This is a genomic window from Leptotrichia sp. oral taxon 218, from assembly GCF_018128225.1.
GTDB lineage: Bacteria > Fusobacteriota > Fusobacteriia > Fusobacteriales > Leptotrichiaceae > Leptotrichia.
On sequence record NZ_CP072377.1, the window covers coordinates 2,043,089 to 2,062,963 of the forward strand.

Consider the following 19,875-nt stretch of genomic DNA (forward strand, 5'->3'; position numbering starts at 1 on the left):
TTTTGTCATTTTTCATTATTTTTCAAAATTTCACATTTTTGATAAAGATAGCACATAAATACAATTAAAATAGTCAATGTTAAAATCATATGCTTATCATTTAAGTTATCATCTGTCATTCCTTGAATAAGCCAAGCAACAAGTGAAACTTTCGTAGCCATTTCAAATGCCAAAAATTTTGAGTTAAAATTTTTCTTACTTTTAAAAAATTTTGTTTTAAAAAATATTATCATAATTTCAATAAATAAAAACGCAAAAAACACAAATCCTAAAATTCCAAAATCAAGTAAATATTGTAAATATGAATTGTGTGATGCCACATAATGCTGTGGTCTAATATTTGGTCCACTCAAAAAGTATTGATTAACATAGTCCATAGTTCCTGTTTTTTTATAATAATCCAAATTAAACTGTTTTCGCTCCAGCGACTTCCACCCATAAATTGGCTTTTTACTAAATGCAGCAACTCCTGTTTTCCAAAAAATCATTCTCAAATTGCTTGACGGATCTTTTCTATATTGCACAATATACTCAAGTCTGCTTGAAATAGAAGTTGGAAGCAGAAAAAAGCCACACACACAAATAGCTGCAAGTGCAGCAACATATTTTTTGTTTTTTTTGAAAACAAGATAAAAAATAGTTGGAAGTAACGAAATATAGACCATTTTCGAGCGATTGACAACCACGATAAAAGCAAATAGCACCGCTAAAATAATCAAAATTACTTTTATAATTTTATTTTTTTTCCCATCTTTATTTTTATAAAAAAGTATAAAAGAAAATAAAAACAACAAAATTATGCACATCATATTAGCAAAGTCCTGAACTGTCAAAATAGCTGTCACTCTCGGATAATAAAATCCTACAGGATGTGCCCAAGCATCAAAATCTTTCACAAAATTAAATATAGCAATGATTAAAGTTATCGTTCCGCCAACTAACAAGGCTTTTATAAAATTAAACATTTTTTTATCTTCGTCCAAAAAGTAAATAAGCGGAAAAAAAGATAAATATTTAAAATTATAATTATCCCATCTTGAATGTAGCCCTCCATCTAAAAAAGCTATTATAAATGGCGAAAATGCTAATAAAAAAACTGCCACAGAAATTTTTTTCTCTCTAAAAACAAAACTATTTTCTCTATTTTTACTAAAAATTATCGAAATTAAAAATAACACCAAAAGTAGTGGAATAAGTACATTATTTTCAAATTTTTCAGACAAAAATAGTGAGAGTGCAAATAATAAACAAATCCCATATCCTACATTTTTTATTTTTTCCATATTTTCTCCTTATTAATTATTATTATATATTATACAACTTTTTTAAATATCTAAAATAAGTATTTTCATATTCTTCCTCTGCCGTTCCCCATTTGAATGACAATTTGTGAATACTTGTTTTTTCTTTAATCTTTTCAAATTCTTTTTCTTCATATTTTTCATACCAAACTTTCATAAGTTCATGCGAATATGTATCCGAAACAATTTCACACTGATACTTTTTGTAGTAATTTTCCATCAATTCGTAATACAATATTTGAAAAAAGAAATATTTTGGAGCTTTTTCATTATCTTTCCAAAAAATCAATAATAAATCAAGCAATGTTTTTATAACTTTATTATTTTTTTTCGCAAATATTACACTATTCATAACTCTAACTCTCATGTCTTTATCCCACGAAAAATAGACACTGTCAAAATCTTCCCATTTTTTCTTGTCTTTTAAATTATCATCCCTCTGAAACATAAAATATTCCATCTCAAAATATTTCTGCGGTATATTATCCGTCAAAAGTACAGTCGCATCAAGCCAAACACCGCCATAATAATAAAGAAGCGCAAGTCTTATTATATCCGTAAAATATGCATAGCTCATTTTTTTATAAGGTTTTTTTCTAAATTTTTTATTAAGTTTATCCAATTTTGAAGTTCTAAATTTATATTCCATTCAAATCAAAGCTATCCCTTCTCAATTTTTTTATATAAGACTATCTATTTTATCTAAATTCTAACTTTCTTCCAATCTTTTCACAATTTCCCCATAAACCCTATCTATACTAATCAAAGGAATCCCTTTATAATAATCCTTTTTATATTCATGCTGATGTTCAGGAATTTTCACAATATTATTTTCATAAAACTCATTATCCTCAATAACATTACTTTTTTCTTTCCAAGGAAAAAATCCAAGTGACCTTTTTCCTGGTCCAAAAATCCCAATTACAAAAGGTTTAGAAAATCCACTTGCAATGTGAATTGGAGAACTATCGTTTCCAACAACGACATCCGCAAACGACAATAGTGCCGAAAATTCCAATAAATTTATTTCTCCCCTCAAATCTATTACATTTTTTTTATTAAAGTTCAATGGCAATTTTTTTTCCGCTTCACTTCCAGTTATCACAATAAAATTTTTCTCATTTTCCGACAACTTTTCTATAATTTTCCCATATTTTTCAATCGCCCACATTTTCTCTGGTCTTTGACTTCCAGGTGCAACAACAATCATTTTCATAAATTTTTCGTCAAAACCTCTTCCTTTCAAAATCCCTTTAATTTTTAATTTATTTTCTTCACTCGGATAAATTCTAATCGGAATCCTTTTTCCGCTATATTCAACTAAATCCAAAAGTCTTTCAACTTCATGCTTTTTCATATCATAATGAACTTTTTTATCCAAAAGAAAAGAACCTGTTGCCACATCAAATCCAACTATTTTGGGAATTTTAGCCATTTTTGCAAGTGCAATCGAACGGATAAATCTATGCGGAATAACAGCATAATCATATTTTCTTGCCTTTAAAATTTTTAAAATTCTAAAAAATCCTTTTGTTCCTTTATCTTTTCCCTTCTTGTCATAAAGAAGAATTTCATTTAAATTTGGGTTATTACTTATCACACTTTTATTTGTCGGCAAAGTCAAATAATCAATTTCTGAATCTGGATACATTTCTTTCAATCTCTGTATCAAGGGTGTCGACAGCACAATATCCCCAATAAATGCCGTGTGTATAATTAATATCTTCATATTATTTCCTTTTTTAAAAATTTTTCTTTCTTAAGATTATATCACAAAATTATACTTTTTTCTTATTTTTTTCAAGTTTTTGAGAAAATAAATTTTATAAAAAAATAAAAACAAAAGAAGGAATTATTTTAAAGATAATCCCTTCTTCCCACTATTTCTTATATTTTTCAACAAACTTCTGAAGTTCTGATATTTCTTTTTTCGCCCTATCTGATAAAACTTTTACATCGTTAATCATTTGTTTAGAACGAGCTGTAATGAAGTCCAAATATTCAGTATTTTTAGTTTTCAAATACATATCTTTAGCATAATACATATCACGAAAATCATTCTTAGCCTGTTTTATAAGCAACTTTTGCCCAACCATAACAATTAGAGCCGCTGCTAAAGCTATTATTGTTCCATAACCTTTTGTAAATGGATATAAGATCATTCCAATAATCATAAGTCCTGTAACTAAAATAGAACTATTTTTAATATATCCTTCCTTTGGCGGAACCTTCACAAATTTTTCCACTTTTGAAATCATTTTCTTAAACATATTATGCCAAAATTCCTAACCAGAATCCGATTATTCCTATTGCAAAGAATCCAAAGATAATCCAAATAGCATTCACTTTTTTCTTCAATAAGTGCATACATCCAAATGTTAATAATAACGCTAATAATCCAGGTAATAATGAATCTAAAATACTTTGAACAGTAGTTACAACTTCTTTTCCTGTTGAATCAGTATATTTAGACAATACCAATGGAACATTTATTGAAGTCCATTTAGAAACCAAGGCTCCCATTACGAAAAGCCCTAATATAGAAGCACCTTGAGTTAATTTTTGGATAACTCCACCTTCCATATCCCCAACGATTTCAGTACCTTTTTCATAACCATATTTTAATCCATACCATCTAGTCAAAACTCTTGCAATATTTATTCCAATGAAGAAAATCAATGGACCTAGTAAATTTCCTCCAGCAATAGCTAATGAAGCTCCAAGCGCCGCTAAAACTGGTCTTAATGTTCCCCAGAAAATTGGATCTCCAACTCCAGCAAGTGGTCCCATAAGCCCTACTTTAATACCACTTATAGTTGCGTCATCAATGTCTACTCCATTTGCTTTTTCCTGTTCCATCGCAGCCGTAACACCCATTATAGTTGAACCAATCCAAGGTTGAGTATTAAAGAATTCCAAATGTCTTTTTAATGCAGCTGCTTGATCTTCTTTTTTAGAATAAAGTCTTTTTATTGCAGGAATCATTGTTACGCAAAATCCCATTGACTGCATTCTTTCAAAGTTGAAAGAACCTAATAAAGTAGTAGATCTCCAATACATGCTTTTCAAATCTTTATCAGTTAATTTTTTTTCTACATTATTTTCTGCCATTTTTTTTACCTCCTATAGTCCTTCCAATTCATCGTCAGCTTCTTCTGTAATCCCAGCTCCACCGCCATCATTTCCACCACTTGGCAAAGCAATAGAAGCGTGATATTTAGGATTTAATTGAATGTACAAGATTGCAAGACATAATCCCAAAATACCTAAACCAACTAAGTTAAATTCTGTAAATGCTGCTATTACGAATCCTAAGAAGAAAAATGGCATCAAAGCTTTTGCTTCCATCATATTTATAACCATCGCATACCCAACAACTACGATAAATCCTCCTGCAATTTGCAATCCTCTAGTAATTACTTCAGGAATTGCATGTAATGCTCCTTCTACAGCACTTGTTCCCGCAATCAGACCAACTAGAAGTGCTGGTATCGCAACTCTTAACGCTTGTAAAGCCAATCCCGCAAGGTGACACATCTCAATCCCTTTAAAATTAGCTTGTTCTGCAAAATCATCCGCTTTATGTTGAAAGAATACTGTTATTGTTCTAACGAAAATTGTAAGAACTTGCCCTGCCGCTGCAATCGGTACTGCAACTGCGATTCCTTCTCCAATTGACTGTTTACCTACTATTACTAATATCGCTGAAATTACACTTGCTAGCGCTGCATCTGGTGCCATTGCTGCTCCGACATTCATCCATCCAAGTGCTATCATTTCAAGCGAACCACCTAAGATAATTCCTGTTTTTAAATCTCCTAGTACAAGACCGACTAAAGTACACGCCACTAATGGACGGTGAGTCTGTCTTTCATCAAGTACGCTTCCCATTCCTGTTATTGCTGCTACCAATACCAGTAAAATTAACTGAACAACATTCATTTTTTAGCCCTCCTACAATTTTGAGTTTTTATACTTTACAATGATTTTCAATTTTACTAAATAAATCAGGAAATTTTATATTCCCTGATATTTTTTATTAGTCAAATGAAATAGAATCTAGTTTAGAATTAATATCTTCTTTTGCAGAAGTTACTAATTGTCTCATATCAAGTTCTACTCCCATAGATCTTAATTTGTTGAATGCTTCCAAATCATCTTTATTAATTGCAACTGCTTTTGAAATTAATTTGTCTCCTTCTTTAAAAGTCATTCCTCCAACATTAACTGCTTTAATGTCAACTCCACCTTCGATTAATCTAACTACATCAGCTGGACAAGTAACAAGCAGCATTACTTTTGTTTTAGCATATTTAGGGTTTTTGTAAACTGCGATTGCTTTTTCAACAGGTATTACAAATGATTTTACTCCTTCAGGTGCCACTTGTAATAAAAGTGATTTTCTAATTTTATCTTCTGCCACATCGTCATTTACCGCAAAAATTGCTTCAGGTTTAGTTGCTTTTACCCATGAAGTCGCAACTTGTCCGTGTATTAATCTTGAGTCTATTCTTGTTAAAACTAATTCCATAATTCTATTTCCCGCTACTGAAAACTCTGTAATTATTTTTTTATTTTAATTTAGTTTGCAGTAACGCTCCCTTCTTTTTTTATTTTTTATATTTTTTTACTTAATTTTTAAAATTTTGTATTTTTTCGAATGTGTAAAAATTTTTGTGTAAATAGAACAACAAAGTATTGAATTTACTAAGTTCATCTATAAGTTCAAAAAAAATTATTGACACTCTTTATTTTCAGCTAAAAAATTTTCACATTTATTTTATATTTTAATTTATAAATGTTTAGTAAACTTTTATAAATCCAATTCATCCAAATCTTCATCTTCATCATCAGAATTATCAACGAATAATTCACTAAAAATCTTAATTCCGTTAATTCCAGAATTTTTCGCAATTTGAACTAATTCTGCAACATCGTTTGTTTCTTCTCTAGCGTCTATCACTTCCAGCAACATAGGCACATTAACCCCTGTTATTACATCAGTATTTTCTGTTTCAGCAACTACACGGCATGCTGCATTGTATGGACTTCCACCAAATAAATCCACTAAAAACAATGTCCCCTCACTGTCATATTTTGCAATAATGTCCTGATATTTTTTTATCAAATCTTCAGGTCCTTCACCAGGCACAAAAGTGACAAAATCCAGCTGTTCACTTTCTCCTAAAACCATTTTTGTAAGATTAACAGTTTCCTCCGACATTTTTCCATGAGTTGCTACGATTAAATTAATCATAAAAAACTCTCCTTTCATCAAAATAAAATTTTAAAAAAGAACTTACTAATAAAATTATACCTTACTTTTTTCATATTGCAAATTTTTAGTAAAAAAAATTTTTATTTTAAAACTTTTTGTTCAAATCTTTTTCCGCCGTAGTACATCACATATTTTTTATCTTGTAATGCTCCTGGATTTACAAAAGTTATTCCATTTTTTTCTTCCAAAAATTCTTTGTGAGTATGTCCAAATATGCAAATATCCACATTTTCATAACGAGCTTTTTTTTCTAGTTCTTTAAGAGTTGTTTTTACATTGAAAAGATGTCCATGAGTTAGCAAGACTTTTTTCCCAAATAGATCAAAAACTTTTGTTTCTCTCGTATCAAAATCGTCGTAATCAGTATTTCCTTTCACAATCGCAAATGGAACTTCTCTAAAGACAAGCGACATATCAAGTGCATCAGTACTGTGATCTCCAGCAAATATGACAACCTCTGGTTCTTCGAGTTCCATCACCTGTTGAAAATAATCAAGTCTTTGGTGGCTGTCAGAGCAAATTAATGCTTTCATAATTTTATTTCTCCTTTCTTTTTCAATTAAAATATTAATTTTTTATTAAATAAAAAGAATACTATTTAGATAAGAAAAATTGTTTATATAATGTTTTGTGTGCCATAATTATAGTTAATTAAAGTTTTAATTTGATTAGTTTTTTGTTATTTTTTTCTGTTTTTATGTTATTTTTTAAAAATTTTTATTTTTTTTTCAAATTTTTTATCAAAAATTTTCATTATTTTTAAAAAAAACTATATCCAAAATAAACAATTTTTTTATTTAATTTTTTGGATATAGTTTGAAATTGTTATACTATAAATATTGGTTTTTTTACATTTTCAAGAAGTCTGATTCCCAATTTTCCTGTGATTTTTTCCACCATAATGGTATATCTCAAGTCTCCCATCAATATAAAATCATAATTTTCCGTTTCTTTCAAAAGTGTTTTAAAAGTTTCACCTTTTTTATAAATCAAATTATAATTTTCTCCAAATCTCTGAGCAAGTCCGTCTTCTTCTTTTTCAAGGTCGCTGTTTACCCGAAGAACATTTACTTTTTGTTCTCCAAACATATATAAAAATGTAAATAATGTCTTGTTCGCATTATAAGCGCCATCATCCAGCAAAAGTATATTTTCCATTTCAAATTCTTCCACATTTGGCAAAATAATTAGCGGTTTGTAGTTACTTCTCAAAAGTTCTTTTAAAACTGGACTAACTTTTTCATTTTTTACCAAAACAAGCGCATCGTATTTTTTTAGTTCTTCTAACGCAATTTCATCAGTTTCCCCTTCTTTTGCATAAACTTTGTCAAAAGAATCATCTATTTGACTTTTTATTTTTTGAAAAACTTTTTCTTCCTGTTCCTTGTATTCTCTGACAAAATAATTCATTCCCACATTTACGCCAATTCCTTCGACTGCTACAGGAAAAACTTCGTATTTTAAAACATCTTTTACATAAATTACATCCATTTGCACATCATACTTTTCTTTAAACTTTTTCCCAAATTGTGTCAATGCTTTAATTTCATTTTCTGCTGTAATTAAAAATAAAATTTTTTTAGATAACATTTCAATCACTTCCCAATATCAAATTTTTTATTTTTTTTCAAATTCAGATGTTTCTGTTATTTTTACTGTCGAAACTATTTTTTCACTATTTCTCACTTTCATAATTTTAACTCCCGATGAATAACGTCCAAATGTAGAAATACTGTCAACTCTAGTTCTAATAAGTGTACCTTCAGAAGTTATAAGCATGATTTCATCATCTTTTCCAACTACTTTGACATCTATTATCTGTCCAGTCTTTTCATTTAATTTAGCATTTAAAATTCCTTTTCCACCACGAGAAGTCAATCTGTATTCTGACAATTTAGTACATTTTCCATATCCCTCTTCAGTAATTGTAAGAATTTTAATTTTAGTATCGTCTATTTCCGAATTAATGATTGCCGCTCCAATGATTTTATCTTTATCTCGAAGAGTTATTCCTTTCACTCCAGCAGCTATAGTTCCCATACTTCTCACATTTTTTTCTGAAAATCTTATCGCAATACCATTTCTAGTTGCCACAAAAATTTCATCTTTACCGCTTCCGCTAGTAAGCCCAACAAACATAACTTCATCTTCATCATTTAATTTAATTGCCCGTTTTCCAGCTTTCATAATATTATTAAACAATGTTAATTCAGATTTTTTAACAACTCCTTTTCGCGTCACAAAAAATAAATTTTTATTTTTTTCAAATTCACGAACTTTTATTATTGTGCTAACTTTTTCGTCACTATCCAAATTTATAATATTTCCAATAAGTTTTCCACGAGCTTGTTTTCCAGTTTCAGGAATTTCGTAAACTTTTATGCTAAACACTTTTCCTTTTGTTGTAAAAATAAGAAATGTATCAAGGTTTTTAGCAATATACATGTCTTTTATCACATCGTCTTCCACAGTATTTGTGGCACTTACTCCAACGCCACCTCTTTTTTGTGAACGATATGTATCAATTGCCATTCTTTTTACATAACCTTTTTCAGTAAGCGTCACAACTACTTTTTCATCTTTGATCAAATCTTCTCTGCTAATTTCAGCTCTAGCATCTCTTATTTCTGTTCTTCTCTCGTCACCAAAATCTTCTTTTAATTTAAGCACTTCTTCCCTAATTATCTCAAATACTTTTCTGTCATCTTCTAAAATTGCCGTTAATTCTGCAATCAATTTCATAATTTCATCATATTCTTCATTAATTTTATCTCTTTCAAGTCCAGTTAGCCTTTGCAGTCTCATGTCAAGAATTGATTTTGCTTGTACTTCTGAAAATGAAAAAGCATTTATTAAATCTATTTTTGCAACATTAGCATCTTTTGCCGCTCGAATAATTTTTATGACTTCTTCAATGTTGTCAAGCGCAATTTTAAATCCTTCTAAAATATGAGCTCTATTTTTAGCTTTATTTAGTTCAAATTTAACTCTTCTTGTAATTACTTCAAATCTATGCTCCAAATATTTTTCCAAAATTTGTTTCAAATTTAGAATTTTTGGCGCATTGTCAACTAATGCTAACATTATTACACCAAAAGTATTTTGCAGATCAGTAAATTTGTAAAGATTGTTCAATATAAGCTCACTTTCTTCACCTTTTTTAAGCTCAATTACAATTCTTATTCCATCTCTGTCAGTTTCATCCCGCAAATCTGAAATTCCTGTTATTTTTTTCTGTTTTACCAAATCCGCAATTCTTTCGATAAGTCTTGCTTTATTAACTTGATACGGCAATTCTGTCACAATAATTGACTGTCTTCCAGTTTTAGATGTTTCCACATCCACACGCCCTGCAACTCTTAATTTTCCTCGTCCAGTTTTATAAGCGTCATAAATTCCCTGTTTCCCATTAATTATTCCACCTGTTGGAAAATCTGGACCTTTTATGTAACTAATTAATTCGTCAATCGATATTTCTGGATTGTCAATCAGTGCAACAATTCCGTCCACAACTTCTCCTAAATTATGTGGCGGTATATTCGTAGCCATTCCAACTGCTATTCCATTTGCTCCGTTTAAAAGTAAATTTGGCAATTTTGCAGGTAATACAGCGGGTTCATCCAGACTTTCATCAAAGTTTTTTCTATAATCAATCGTATCTTTATTTATATCAGCCAGTAATTCTTCTGTAATTTTGTCCATTCTAGCTTCAGTATATCTCATGGCAGCCGCTTCATCACCGTCAATTGAACCAAAGTTTCCATGCCCTTCAATTAACTCATATCTCATGTTAAAATCTTGCGCCATTCTGACCATAGCCCCGTAAACCGAAGAATCTCCGTGCGGATGATATTTCCCAAGTACATCTCCGACAATTCTTGCAGATTTTCTAAATGGTGTCTTATGAGTCATTCCCATTTCATTCATCGCAAAAAGTATTCTTCTGTGAACAGGTTTTAGTCCATCTCTTACATCAGGTAAAGCACGGCTCACAATGACACTCATCGAATAGTCTAAATATGCAGCTCTTATTTCTTCTTCGATATAAACATTTTGCTCATTTGATAAATCCGTCGTTTTTGAAACTTCATTTTTTTCTACTTCATCTTTTTTTTCTTTGTCATCTCTGAAATCGTCAGACATTTCTTACCTCATTTCTTTTTCCTAAAAAATTTTGTAAATTAAATATCCAAGTTTTTAACATAACTTGCATTTTCTTCAATAAATCTTCGTCTTGGCTCAACTTTATCGCCCATCAAGATATTAAACATTTTATCAGCATAAGATGCATCTTCCATTGTCACTTTTAAAAGTGTTCTAACTTCTGGATCAAGAGTTGTTTCCCACAATTGCTCAGGATTCATTTCTCCCAACCCTTTGTATCGCTGAATCGTATATTTTTTCCCATCATTTTCAAGCACTTTTGTAACTTTTTTTAACTGTTCATCTGAATAAGCATATCTAATCGATTTTCCAGCCTGTATTTTGTATAAAGGTGGTTGCGCTATATAAATATACCCTTCATTTATCAACTCTCTTAGATGTCTGTAAAAGAATGTCAGCATCAATGTTCTTATATGAGCTCCATCAACATCGGCATCCGTCATTATTACAATCTTGTGGTATCTCAATTTTTCAAGATTCATATCGTCGCCAAATCCCGCACCAAATGCAGTTATCATATCCCTTATTTCCGCATTTTCAAGCGTACGGTGAACACTAGCTTTTTCCACATTCAATATTTTTCCACGAAGCGGTAAAATCGCCTGAAATCTTCTATCTCTTCCTTGTTTTGCTGAGCCTCCCGCAGAATTTCCTTCGACTATGAATATTTCTGACTCAGCCGGATCTTTTGAAGAGCAGTCAGCCAATTTTCCAGGAAGTGAACCCACTTCTAAGTTATTTTTTCTTAATACAAGTTCTCTTGCTTTTTTAGCCGCTTCTCTTGCTTTTTTTGACACAGCCATTTTTTCTATTATTTTTTCAGCTGCTTTCGGATGGTCTTCCAAATAAAATTTCAAGTTATTTCCAACGATATTCGAAACAATTCCAGTAACTTCACTATTTCCAAGTTTAGTTTTTGTCTGCCCTTCAAATTGCGGTTCAGGAATTTTTACGCTTATTATACAGACAAGCCCTTCTCTGACATCTGTCCCTTGAAATGTGCCACTTTTTTCCTTTATCAAATTCATCTGTTTAGCTATATCGTTAATCGTTCTAGTAAGCGCCGTTCTAAATCCGCTGACATGAGTCCCACCTTCATGAGTATTTATATTATTTACAAATGAATAGACAATTTCTCTTTGAGCAGTTGTATAATTCATTGCAATTTCCACTTCAACTATTTTTGCCCCAACTTTTTTTATGTAAACATTTCCATTTTCGTCCACAGCTTCCACTTCTTTAGCAGGTTGAGTTTCAAACGAATCCGCCATATAAATGACATCATCTACAATTTTTTCATTGTCAGTTATCTCGTTCAAAAAATCTTTTATTCCGCCCTCAAAATGAAATTCCTCTTCTCTTATGTCATCTTTTTTTCTCTCGTCAATTAATTTTATCTTAAGCCCTTTATTTAAATATGACAACTCTTTTAATCTCGATTCAAGAACAGAATAATCATAAACTGTCGTCTCAAAAATTTCATCATCTGCTTTAAATCTGATGACTGTTCCATGCGCATCAAGAGGTGCATCTCCAATTTTTTCTGGAGCTGAAACCGGCACTCCTCTTTCAAATCTTTGTCTTACAATTTGCCCATCTCTTGTTACAGTCGCTTCCACCCATTCAGATAAGGCATTGACAACTGAAATTCCCACTCCATGCAGTCCTCCTGACACTTTGTAGTTGTCATTGTCAAATTTTCCTCCAGCGTGAAGCACAGTCATAACTACTTCAAGCGTTGATTTTCCTGTTTTATGCATTGCAACTGGAATTCCACGCCCGTTATCCGTTACTTCAATAACATTTCCCTCAAGTATTTTCACAGTAATTTTATCACAAACTCCCGCAAGTGCTTCATCAACACTATTATCAACAATTTCCCACACCAAGTGATGCAGCCCTTTTGATGATGTTGAACCTATATACATTCCAGGTCTTTTCCTTACAGCTTCCAGCCCCTCCAATACCGTAATACTTTCAGCTCCGTAATTATTAGCCATTTTTTATAATCCCTCTCTTTATCTTCTCTTATATTTTTATAAAATAAATCTTTTAAGTGAACTACTACCGCTTATTAGAAGCGGGAGCTTCTTGGGAAGTATCTGCTTTTATTAGCCAAATATATTTACCAAGCTCTTCGGGTAGTTCCTACCCTGATGTATTTAGTGTAATATGTCAATCAAAAATGCTATTCATCTCCCACTTAGTAGAAGTTGGAGACTTCTTGTTCACTTTTTGTTAAAATTTTTTATATAAATTTTAAAATTATTTATATATATTATACTACATTTTTGTTTTAATTTCCTTAGTGCACTTTTCCCAAACTTTTCTATTTGCAAAATCTACATTCCATTTTGAGCTAAATTTTTAAATTACTTTTAAAATTCTATTTCTCTCTATTTTTTATTTTCCCACGCAAAAATTTCCAAATACATGGTCTAAAATATCTTCAGATGAAATTTCTCCAGTAATTTCTGAAAGGCTATCAAGCGCTTCTTTCAAATCAACCGAAATCAAATCCATAGGAAGTCCAGCATCTATTGTCTCAAAAATATTTTTTATTGCCTCTTTTGTCTTTTCAAGCGCTGTTTTATGTCTTATATTTGTAATTACAAGTTTTTCCGAAGAATCTTCAACTTTTTCAGAAATAATATAAGAATAAATCTTTTCTTCCATATCTTCAATTCCAATATTATCCTTTGCCGAAATTTCCACAACATTTTCCAAATCAAATTCTTTTAAATCAATTTTTTTTTCCAAATCAATTTTATTTAACAAAACTATCGCCTTTTTACCATTTTCTTTAATTTTTTCAATCACTTCTCTGTCTTCTTTTTCCAATTCTTTTGAAGCATCTAGCACAAGTAAAACTAAATCCGCTTTTTCTATAAACTCTTTTGATTTTGTAACCCCAATATTTTCCACAATATCGTCAGTCTGTCTAATTCCAGCTGTATCCACAAGCACCAAAGGAATTCCTTTTATGTTTATAACTTCTTCAATTACATCTCTTGTCGTCCCTGCCACATGCGTCACAATCGCTCTCTCTTCCCTCAAAAGTGAATTTAGCAAAGTCGATTTCCCCACATTCGGTTTTCCAACAATGACCGTCTTTATCCCCTCTTTTATTTTTTTCCCTTTGTCATACGACTCAATAAGTCTATTTGCTTCTTCATACACATTTTCAAGATTATCTCTCAAATCTTTTGGAAGCGGATCATCAATCCCTTCTTCGGGATAGTCAAGCACCACATTCACATGTGCTGTAATATCCAAAAGTGCCTTTTTAAAACTATTTACTTTATCCCGCAAATCTCCTCTTAGCTGATCCAATGATAAAGACACGCTTTTTTCAGTTTTTCCATGAATGATGTCCATTACCGCTTCAGCCTGAGATAAGTCAATTCTCCCGTTCATAAAAGCTCTTTTGGTAAATTCCCCTTTTTCCGCATGTCTTGCTCCATGTTTCAAAACTAGCTCCAATATTTTTTGTGAAACAACTACTCCTCCATGACAATTTATTTCCACAATATCTTCACAGGTGTAAGTTTTTGGCGCTTTTAATCTTACTACCATCACTTCGTCCACCATTTTTTCTCCATCTTTGATAAATCCGTAATTTAATTTAGAAAAACCCAAATCACTGTTTGGGTTTTGTCTTTTAAATATTTTTTCCAAAATTTCAAATGATTTATCGCCGGATATTCTTACTATTGCAATTCCTCCTTCACCTTTTGGTGTTGAAATTGCTGCTATTGTGTCATCCCATAACATTTCTTTACCTCTTTTTTTAAATCATTTATTTATTTTTATTTTTAATATTTTCACTAATATTTTTATTAATTTTTTTATTTAATTATCAATTTTTTTTATAACTAAATATCTTTTTGGTTCTTCCCCTATGCTCTCTGTTTTAAGTCCATTCATAAAAGAAATTTCCTCGTGAATTATTTTTCTCTCTCTTGCTGACATTGGATTTAGTTTTACGGCATTTCCTGTCGAAAGTACTATTTTTCCTTTTTTTCTAGCAAGTTCTCTAAGTGAAATTTCTCGCTTTTCCTTATAATTATTTGAATCTACCACAATTTTTATATTTTTAAATTTTTTTATCGCACTTAGCAGATATTCAAAGTTATTAAGCGTATTTCCTTTTTCTCCAATAATGTATCTCATATCTTTTCCATCCAATAAGACTAAGTATTTATCATTATTTTCTTTTTTTATAGCCACAATTTTTATATCTAATTTTGTATTAACTATAAATTCTTTAAAAAATCCTCTAATTTTATCAGTAGTTGCATCTGATGCATTTTTTTTAGTAAAATTTGATTTTAAAACTGCTTTTTTCTCTCTCGAATTATTTCCCAAATTTTCTTGTATTTGTTTTTTTTCTTTTTTAGGAAAATCTTCAGATTCTGATTTTTTTATTTCCGCTTTTTTTATAATTTCAACTTCATATTCCCCTTTTATGTTGACAAAAAGGATTTTTTTGGGATACTTTAATATTTTTACACGATAAGTTTCATCTTCCTTTAAAGTTAGAGAACGCTCTATCATCTCTTTAAGTTCTTCTTCATTTTGTGACTTTAGTATTATTTTCTCCATCATCACTTCTCCCTTTTAAAATAATATATTGTTGTAACAGTGCTAGTGCTCCTGAAACTAAATAATATAAAGTTACTCCTGATGGCATTCTATAAAATATAAATAACATCATAATTGGCATCATATACATCATTGTCTGCATCTGTTGATTATCTTGTCCAGGTGTTGCCATCATTTTTTGCTGAATAAATGTAATAACTACATTTAGTATTGGCAATAAGTTAAATGCAAATGTTCCTATCACAAATAATTTATCAGGTTGTTTTAATGTGAACCATAAAAATTTTGCATTATTTGGTATTGCTTCACCCATAAATGCATAATATAGTGCTACAAATATTGGTAATTGAATTAATAGCGGAAGACATCCTCCTAGTGGATTTACTCCAGCTTCACGATATAATTCTGCTGTTTTCTTTTGAAATTCTTGTGGATTATCTTTATACTTTTCTTTCAATTTATCCATCTCAGGTTGTATTTCACGCATTTTTTTCATTGATTTTTCTTGTTTTAAAGTCAATGGAAATACAATTATTCTCATCAGTACTGTCACAATAATTATTGCTATTCCATAGTTTCCCACAATTTTATAAATAGCATTTAGCACAAATACAACAAAGTTTACTAGTGCTGGTATTTTGAACATAAACTTTCCTCCATGTTTTTTATATTAAGTTTTTAACTTTTAACTATTTTTAACTATTTTAAAGGATCATAGCCACCTTTGTGAAAAGGATGACACTTTAATATTCTTTTTATGCTTAAGTAAGTTCCTTTTGTTGCTCCGTATTTTATAATTGCTTGTCTTGAATATTCTGAACAAGTAGGGTAAAATCTGCATCTTCTTCCAAGCATGGGAGAAATAGCTTTTTGATAAATTTTTATTAAAAACAATAAAATTTTTTTTGTCATTTTATCACCTTACTTAAGTCTTTTTCTATGTCTTTATACTTTATATTTTTTAAATTATCTTTTAAAATTGATTTACCTACAAAAACATAATCCGTTTCTTTACTAAATTTGTTTTTATTTAAATTTACAAATTCTTTAAACAATCTTCTAATTCTATTTCTATAAACAGAATTTCCTGTTTTTTTACTTGCTACAAATCCGAATCTCTGTTCTTTTTCTAAATTTTTTTTTATAAAAATAATAGCATACTTTGTATGCACTTTTTTTGATTTGTTATATATTGTTGAAAAATCTTTTGTTTTTTTTATTTTATTAATAGACATATTTCTTCTTCTTTTTTTAAATTCATTTTTTATTTAAAAAACAGGGGAATTATTCCCCTACAATTTAATCTTTTTTGCAAAGTTATAAATTATGCAGATAATTTACTTCTTCCTTTTGCTCTTCTTCTTTTTAATACATTTCTTCCACTTTTATTTTGCATTCTTTTTCTAAAACCATGATCTTTTTTTCTTTTTCTTTTATTTGGTTGATATGTTCTTTTTGTCATTTTTTACTTTTTTCCTTTCTTAAACTTAGTTTCTTTTCAATAACTTCTAGTATTTTACAAGTATTATATACAATATTTAGACAAAAGTCAAGTAAAATCCCTTTACTAACTTATTAACTTTTTAGTTTTCCACAGTTTTCCACAACCTATTATTATAATATATTATATATTATTATATATATATTATTATTATGCAATGTGGAAATGTGGGAACAATGATGAATAGCGGGTTTGCCAGAGAATAACCTGTGGAAAACTTTTCCCAAAATTGTGGAAAACTTTTTTTCCACAAAGTTTCCCACAGGTTTTCCACAATTCGATGTGGAAAACTAAAAAAATGTGGAAAACCTGTGGGAATCCAGTAAAATAGCCTATTCATTTTTATGTGGAAAACTTGATAATTTTGGGGTAAAATAGCTATAAACTCAATAAATATAGTATCTAGTGCCTGTGGAAAACTATGTGGAAAACTTTTTGCCAAATCTTGATTATTTATTTTATATATGTTATATTCATAATATAAAAATGTATCAAATCTGAAAAAAATGAGAAAAAAATAAAAAAATTGTGGAAAACTCTCTGGTTTTTTTATTTATTTAGTGAAAAAATAAAAAAATTTTAAAAATGTGGAAAACTAATTGTGGAAAACTATGTGGAAAAAAATTTTTTTGTGGAAAACTCTAAAATTATTGTTTTATTAATGTGGAAAAGTAAAATTTTAATTTGGATAAAAATTAATAAAACACTGTAAAAAAGCGACTTTTAAGGCTATTGATTCATTTGAAATAATTTAATTAAAAGGGAGATGAAACTGTGCAGGAAGCTGAAAAATTGTGGGAAAAGTTAAAAAAATTAGTGAAAAAAAGTGTGGAAGAAGTGATTTTTGAAACATTTTTTCAAAATGTCAAAGCTGTGGAAATTGTGGATAATACACTTCTTTTGTCCTGTAATTCAAAAGTTATCAAAAAAAATGTGGAAAACTATAGAGCTGAAATGGAAGAAATTTTAGAGCTTGTAACTGATGAAAAAATGGAAATAAAAATAGAGGTCAAAAAACAAAAAAAAGAAATAAAACAGCCAGAAATAAAGATTTTTACCACAAACGAAGTGGAAAAACCTAAAATTAAAAATGACAAAATGAAAAATACTGGTTTAAATCCAAAACATAGGTTAGATAACTTTGTAGTTGGCGAAAATAGCAGACTTGCATACAATGCATGCCTTGCTGTCGTAAAAAATCCCAAACCTGTCTATAATCCACTTTTTATTTTTGGAAGTTCTGGACTTGGAAAAACCCATCTTATGCAAGCTGTGGGAAATGAAATTCTTGAAAAGAATCCTGGAAAAAGAGTATATTATTCCACATCTGAAGAGTTTGCAAATGAATTTTTTAAAGTTTTGAACAGTGGAAGAATCCAGAATTTTAGGGATATATTTAGAAATTTGGATGTGCTTTTGTTAGATGATATTCAATTTTTCGAAAAAGTTTTTGGACGTGGAGAAGGCACAGTGGAAGAGGAATTTTTCCACACTTTTAACAAACTGCAGGAATTGGGAAAGCAGATTATTATGATAAGTGACAAGTCTCCAAAAGAAATAAAAAATTTGTCTAAAAGGTTAGAATCTAGGTTTTTATCGGGACTTACGGTAGAAATTCAGCGTCCTGGCTTTGAAACTAGAATGATGATTTTAAAAAATATTGCGAAAAATCAAGATATAGAAATTGGTGATGATATTTTGGAATATATTTCAGATGCAGTTGTTTCAAATGTGAGAGAACTTGAGGGAATTTTGACAAATTTGAATGCTAGAGCAAAGTTGTTAAATGAGCCTATTACAATAGATCAAGTTCAGGAGATGCTATCACATAATATAAAAAGGGAGCGTTCAAAAATGACAGCTCAAAAGGTAATAGAAATGATATCATCGCATTATGGCGTAAGTGTGGAGGATATAAAATCCAAAAAAAGACAAAAAAAGATAGTAGAATCTCGGCAAATTGCAATGTTTATATTAAAGCACAATGTTGAGTTAGATTTAAGTTTAACCGCTATTGGTGGACTTTTTGGCGGAAAGGATCACAGTACGGTAATAAGCAGCATTAGAAAAGTGGAAGAATTAAAGGAGCAAAATCTTGTGTTTAAAAAAGAAGTGGAAAATTTGTATAAAAAGATATTTAAAGTATAGAGTTTTTTTTTTATTTAAAATGTGGAAAAAAATTTAAAAATGTGGAAAACTATGTGGAAAACTTTTTGAAAATTTAGAGAGTTTTCCACAATGTGGAAAACTTTTTCCACATTGAAAAAATAGTTTATATAGTATTAAATAAAAATTAATTTAAAATAAAAAAAATAAAAAAATTTTTGGAATTGTGGAAAACTTTTTAGAAAAAATTGTGGAAAAAAGAAAAGTTTTCCACAATTTATGTCTTTTAATAGAATGAAATAACCCCTTATTTTAAAGGGAAAAAATAAAAAATGTGGAAAACTATGTGGAAAACTGGATTTAGAAAATGTGGAAAACTCACAAAATTTATTTAGGATGTGGAAAACTTCAAAAAATTTAAAATATAATTGAAAATAATTATAATTTTAGTTAAAAATAAAAAAAAATAAATAAGTTTTCCACAATATTAAAAAATAATAAAATTTAAAAAGAAATTTTTTTGGGTAGTTAAAACCCTTTAAAAATGGGAATAAATTGGAATTGTGGAAAACATGTGGAAAACTATGTGGAAAAGTTTTCCACAATAAAAATGAGTTTTCCACAATTGAAATTTAAACATTAATTTTATTAATGATTGAAAAAATTTGGCAAAAATTTTTTACTTAAAGTATAAATTTTTAGGAATTTGTGGTATAAATATATAAATAGCAAAAATTAAAAAATAAAGAATAAAAAATCAAAAACTAAAAAATAAAAAATAAAAAAAGGAGAAGGAAAATGAAAATACATACAGAATTTATTAAATAGTGCAAGAACACTCGCAACTCTAGTCGTGAGATGAATTGCACGAAAATTTTAGTAAGCATATAGGGAAACTTGTATGTAGACACAGAAAGAAC

At 29.6% G+C, this 19,875-nt stretch carries 19 protein-coding genes; 1 reads left to right on the forward strand and 18 read right to left on the reverse strand.

Annotated features, from left to right (window positions below; translation table 11 throughout):
- Positions 1–5: 5 nt before the first annotated feature.
- The 18 genes from J5A73_RS09725 to rpmH all read right to left on the reverse strand — a co-directional run bounded on the left by J5A73_RS09725 (position 6) and on the right by rpmH (position 16,810).
- Positions 6–1,283, reverse strand: a complete 1,278-nt coding sequence (locus tag J5A73_RS09725; protein ID WP_211615330.1) for an O-antigen ligase — start codon at positions 1,281–1,283, stop codon at positions 6–8.
- A gap of 22 nt (positions 1,284–1,305) precedes the next feature.
- Complete coding sequence (locus J5A73_RS09730) at positions 1,306–1,950, reverse strand: capsular polysaccharide synthesis protein (protein WP_211615332.1); 645 nt, start codon at positions 1,948–1,950, stop codon at positions 1,306–1,308.
- Positions 1,951–2,010: 60 nt separating this feature from the next.
- Complete coding sequence (locus tag J5A73_RS09735) at positions 2,011–3,030, reverse strand: glycosyltransferase family 9 protein (RefSeq protein ID WP_211615334.1); 1,020 nt, start codon at positions 3,028–3,030, stop codon at positions 2,011–2,013.
- A 151-nt stretch (positions 3,031–3,181) separates the two neighbouring features.
- A complete protein-coding gene (locus tag J5A73_RS09740; protein WP_211615336.1) occupies positions 3,182–3,571 on the reverse strand; it encodes a hypothetical protein in 390 nt (129 codons plus the stop codon).
- Between the two features lies 1 nt (position 3,572).
- Positions 3,573–4,412 carry a PTS mannose transporter subunit IID gene (manZ, locus tag J5A73_RS09745; protein WP_211615338.1) on the reverse strand — a complete coding sequence of 280 codons (840 nt, stop codon included), beginning with the start codon at positions 4,410–4,412 and terminating at the stop codon, positions 3,573–3,575.
- A 12-nt stretch (positions 4,413–4,424) separates the two neighbouring features.
- A complete protein-coding gene (locus J5A73_RS09750; RefSeq protein WP_147002677.1) occupies positions 4,425–5,243 on the reverse strand; it encodes a PTS mannose/fructose/sorbose transporter subunit IIC in 819 nt (272 codons plus the stop codon).
- Positions 5,244–5,340: 97 nt separating this feature from the next.
- Positions 5,341–5,832, reverse strand: a complete 492-nt coding sequence (locus tag J5A73_RS09755; RefSeq protein ID WP_211615340.1) for a mannose/fructose/sorbose PTS transporter subunit IIB — start codon at positions 5,830–5,832, stop codon at positions 5,341–5,343.
- Between the two features lie 282 nt (positions 5,833–6,114).
- Positions 6,115–6,558, reverse strand: coding sequence for a PTS sugar transporter subunit IIA (locus J5A73_RS09760; protein WP_211615342.1), 444 nt, complete (start codon positions 6,556–6,558; stop codon positions 6,115–6,117).
- A 101-nt stretch (positions 6,559–6,659) separates the two neighbouring features.
- Positions 6,660–7,112, reverse strand: a complete 453-nt coding sequence (locus tag J5A73_RS09765; protein WP_211615344.1) for a YfcE family phosphodiesterase — start codon at positions 7,110–7,112, stop codon at positions 6,660–6,662.
- Positions 7,113–7,404: 292 nt separating this feature from the next.
- Positions 7,405–8,169 carry a GntR family transcriptional regulator gene (locus J5A73_RS09770; protein ID WP_211615346.1) on the reverse strand — a complete coding sequence of 255 codons (765 nt, stop codon included), beginning with the start codon at positions 8,167–8,169 and terminating at the stop codon, positions 7,405–7,407.
- 27 nt (positions 8,170–8,196) lie between these two features.
- A complete protein-coding gene (gyrA, locus tag J5A73_RS09775; protein WP_211615348.1) occupies positions 8,197–10,722 on the reverse strand; it encodes a DNA gyrase subunit A in 2,526 nt (841 codons plus the stop codon).
- 38 nt (positions 10,723–10,760) lie between these two features.
- Positions 10,761–12,743 carry a DNA topoisomerase (ATP-hydrolyzing) subunit B gene (gyrB, locus tag J5A73_RS09780; protein ID WP_211615350.1) on the reverse strand — a complete coding sequence of 661 codons (1,983 nt, stop codon included), beginning with the start codon at positions 12,741–12,743 and terminating at the stop codon, positions 10,761–10,763.
- 403 nt (positions 12,744–13,146) lie between these two features.
- Positions 13,147–14,517, reverse strand: a complete 1,371-nt coding sequence (gene mnmE, locus J5A73_RS09785; RefSeq protein WP_211615352.1) for a tRNA uridine-5-carboxymethylaminomethyl(34) synthesis GTPase MnmE — start codon at positions 14,515–14,517, stop codon at positions 13,147–13,149.
- Positions 14,518–14,595: 78 nt separating this feature from the next.
- A complete protein-coding gene (locus J5A73_RS09790) occupies positions 14,596–15,348 on the reverse strand; it encodes a R3H domain-containing nucleic acid-binding protein (RefSeq protein WP_211615354.1) in 753 nt (250 codons plus the stop codon).
- A complete protein-coding gene (locus J5A73_RS09795) occupies positions 15,317–15,994 on the reverse strand; it encodes a YidC/Oxa1 family membrane protein insertase (protein WP_211615356.1) in 678 nt (225 codons plus the stop codon). Before J5A73_RS09795 ends, J5A73_RS09790 begins: the two co-directional genes overlap by 32 nt.
- Positions 15,995–16,047: 53 nt before the next feature.
- Positions 16,048–16,260: a membrane protein insertion efficiency factor YidD gene (gene yidD / locus J5A73_RS09800; protein ID WP_211615358.1), complete on the reverse strand. Its 213-nt coding sequence runs from the start codon at positions 16,258–16,260 to the stop codon at positions 16,048–16,050.
- Positions 16,257–16,583 (reverse strand): ribonuclease P protein component, encoded by a 327-nt coding sequence (gene rnpA / locus J5A73_RS09805; RefSeq protein WP_211615360.1) that lies wholly within the window; start codon positions 16,581–16,583, stop codon positions 16,257–16,259. Before rnpA ends, yidD begins: the two co-directional genes overlap by 4 nt.
- A gap of 89 nt (positions 16,584–16,672) precedes the next feature.
- Positions 16,673–16,810 carry a 50S ribosomal protein L34 gene (gene rpmH, locus J5A73_RS09810; RefSeq protein ID WP_211615362.1) on the reverse strand — a complete coding sequence of 46 codons (138 nt, stop codon included), beginning with the start codon at positions 16,808–16,810 and terminating at the stop codon, positions 16,673–16,675.
- Positions 16,811–17,623: 813 nt separating this feature from the next.
- Here rpmH and dnaA point away from each other — a divergent pair.
- A complete protein-coding gene (gene dnaA, locus J5A73_RS09815; protein WP_211615363.1) occupies positions 17,624–18,997 on the forward strand; it encodes a chromosomal replication initiator protein DnaA in 1,374 nt (457 codons plus the stop codon).
- Positions 18,998–19,875 lie beyond the last annotated feature (878 nt).

What these genes read in the sequence shown, in the direction of transcription:
- J5A73_RS09725 (WP_211615330.1), bottom strand. Translation starts at nt 1,283, where the DNA reads ATGGAAAAAATAAAAAATGTAGGATATGGGATTTGTTTATTATTTGCA.
- J5A73_RS09730 (WP_211615332.1), bottom strand. Translation starts at nt 1,950, where the DNA reads ATGGAATATAAATTTAGAACTTCAAAATTGGATAAACTTAATAAAAAA.
- J5A73_RS09735 (WP_211615334.1), bottom strand. Translation starts at nt 3,030, where the DNA reads ATGAAGATATTAATTATACACACGGCATTTATTGGGGATATTGTGCTG.
- J5A73_RS09740 (WP_211615336.1), bottom strand. Translation starts at nt 3,571, where the DNA reads ATGTTTAAGAAAATGATTTCAAAAGTGGAAAAATTTGTGAAGGTTCCG.
- manZ (WP_211615338.1), bottom strand. Translation starts at nt 4,412, where the DNA reads ATGGCAGAAAATAATGTAGAAAAAAAATTAACTGATAAAGATTTGAAA.
- J5A73_RS09750 (WP_147002677.1), bottom strand. Translation starts at nt 5,243, where the DNA reads ATGAATGTTGTTCAGTTAATTTTACTGGTATTGGTAGCAGCAATAACA.
- J5A73_RS09755 (WP_211615340.1), bottom strand. Translation starts at nt 5,832, where the DNA reads ATGGAATTAGTTTTAACAAGAATAGACTCAAGATTAATACACGGACAA.
- J5A73_RS09760 (WP_211615342.1), bottom strand. Translation starts at nt 6,558, where the DNA reads ATGATTAATTTAATCGTAGCAACTCATGGAAAAATGTCGGAGGAAACT.
- J5A73_RS09765 (WP_211615344.1), bottom strand. Translation starts at nt 7,112, where the DNA reads ATGAAAGCATTAATTTGCTCTGACAGCCACCAAAGACTTGATTATTTT.
- J5A73_RS09770 (WP_211615346.1), bottom strand. Translation starts at nt 8,169, where the DNA reads ATGTTATCTAAAAAAATTTTATTTTTAATTACAGCAGAAAATGAAATT.
- gyrA (WP_211615348.1), bottom strand. Translation starts at nt 10,722, where the DNA reads ATGTCTGACGATTTCAGAGATGACAAAGAAAAAAAAGATGAAGTAGAA.
- gyrB (WP_211615350.1), bottom strand. Translation starts at nt 12,743, where the DNA reads ATGGCTAATAATTACGGAGCTGAAAGTATTACGGTATTGGAGGGGCTG.
- mnmE (WP_211615352.1), bottom strand. Translation starts at nt 14,517, where the DNA reads ATGTTATGGGATGACACAATAGCAGCAATTTCAACACCAAAAGGTGAA.
- J5A73_RS09790 (WP_211615354.1), bottom strand. Translation starts at nt 15,348, where the DNA reads ATGGAGAAAATAATACTAAAGTCACAAAATGAAGAAGAACTTAAAGAG.
- J5A73_RS09795 (WP_211615356.1), bottom strand. Translation starts at nt 15,994, where the DNA reads ATGTTCAAAATACCAGCACTAGTAAACTTTGTTGTATTTGTGCTAAAT.
- yidD (WP_211615358.1), bottom strand. Translation starts at nt 16,260, where the DNA reads ATGACAAAAAAAATTTTATTGTTTTTAATAAAAATTTATCAAAAAGCT.
- rnpA (WP_211615360.1), bottom strand. Translation starts at nt 16,583, where the DNA reads ATGTCTATTAATAAAATAAAAAAAACAAAAGATTTTTCAACAATATAT.
- rpmH (WP_211615362.1), bottom strand. Translation starts at nt 16,810, where the DNA reads ATGACAAAAAGAACATATCAACCAAATAAAAGAAAAAGAAAAAAAGAT.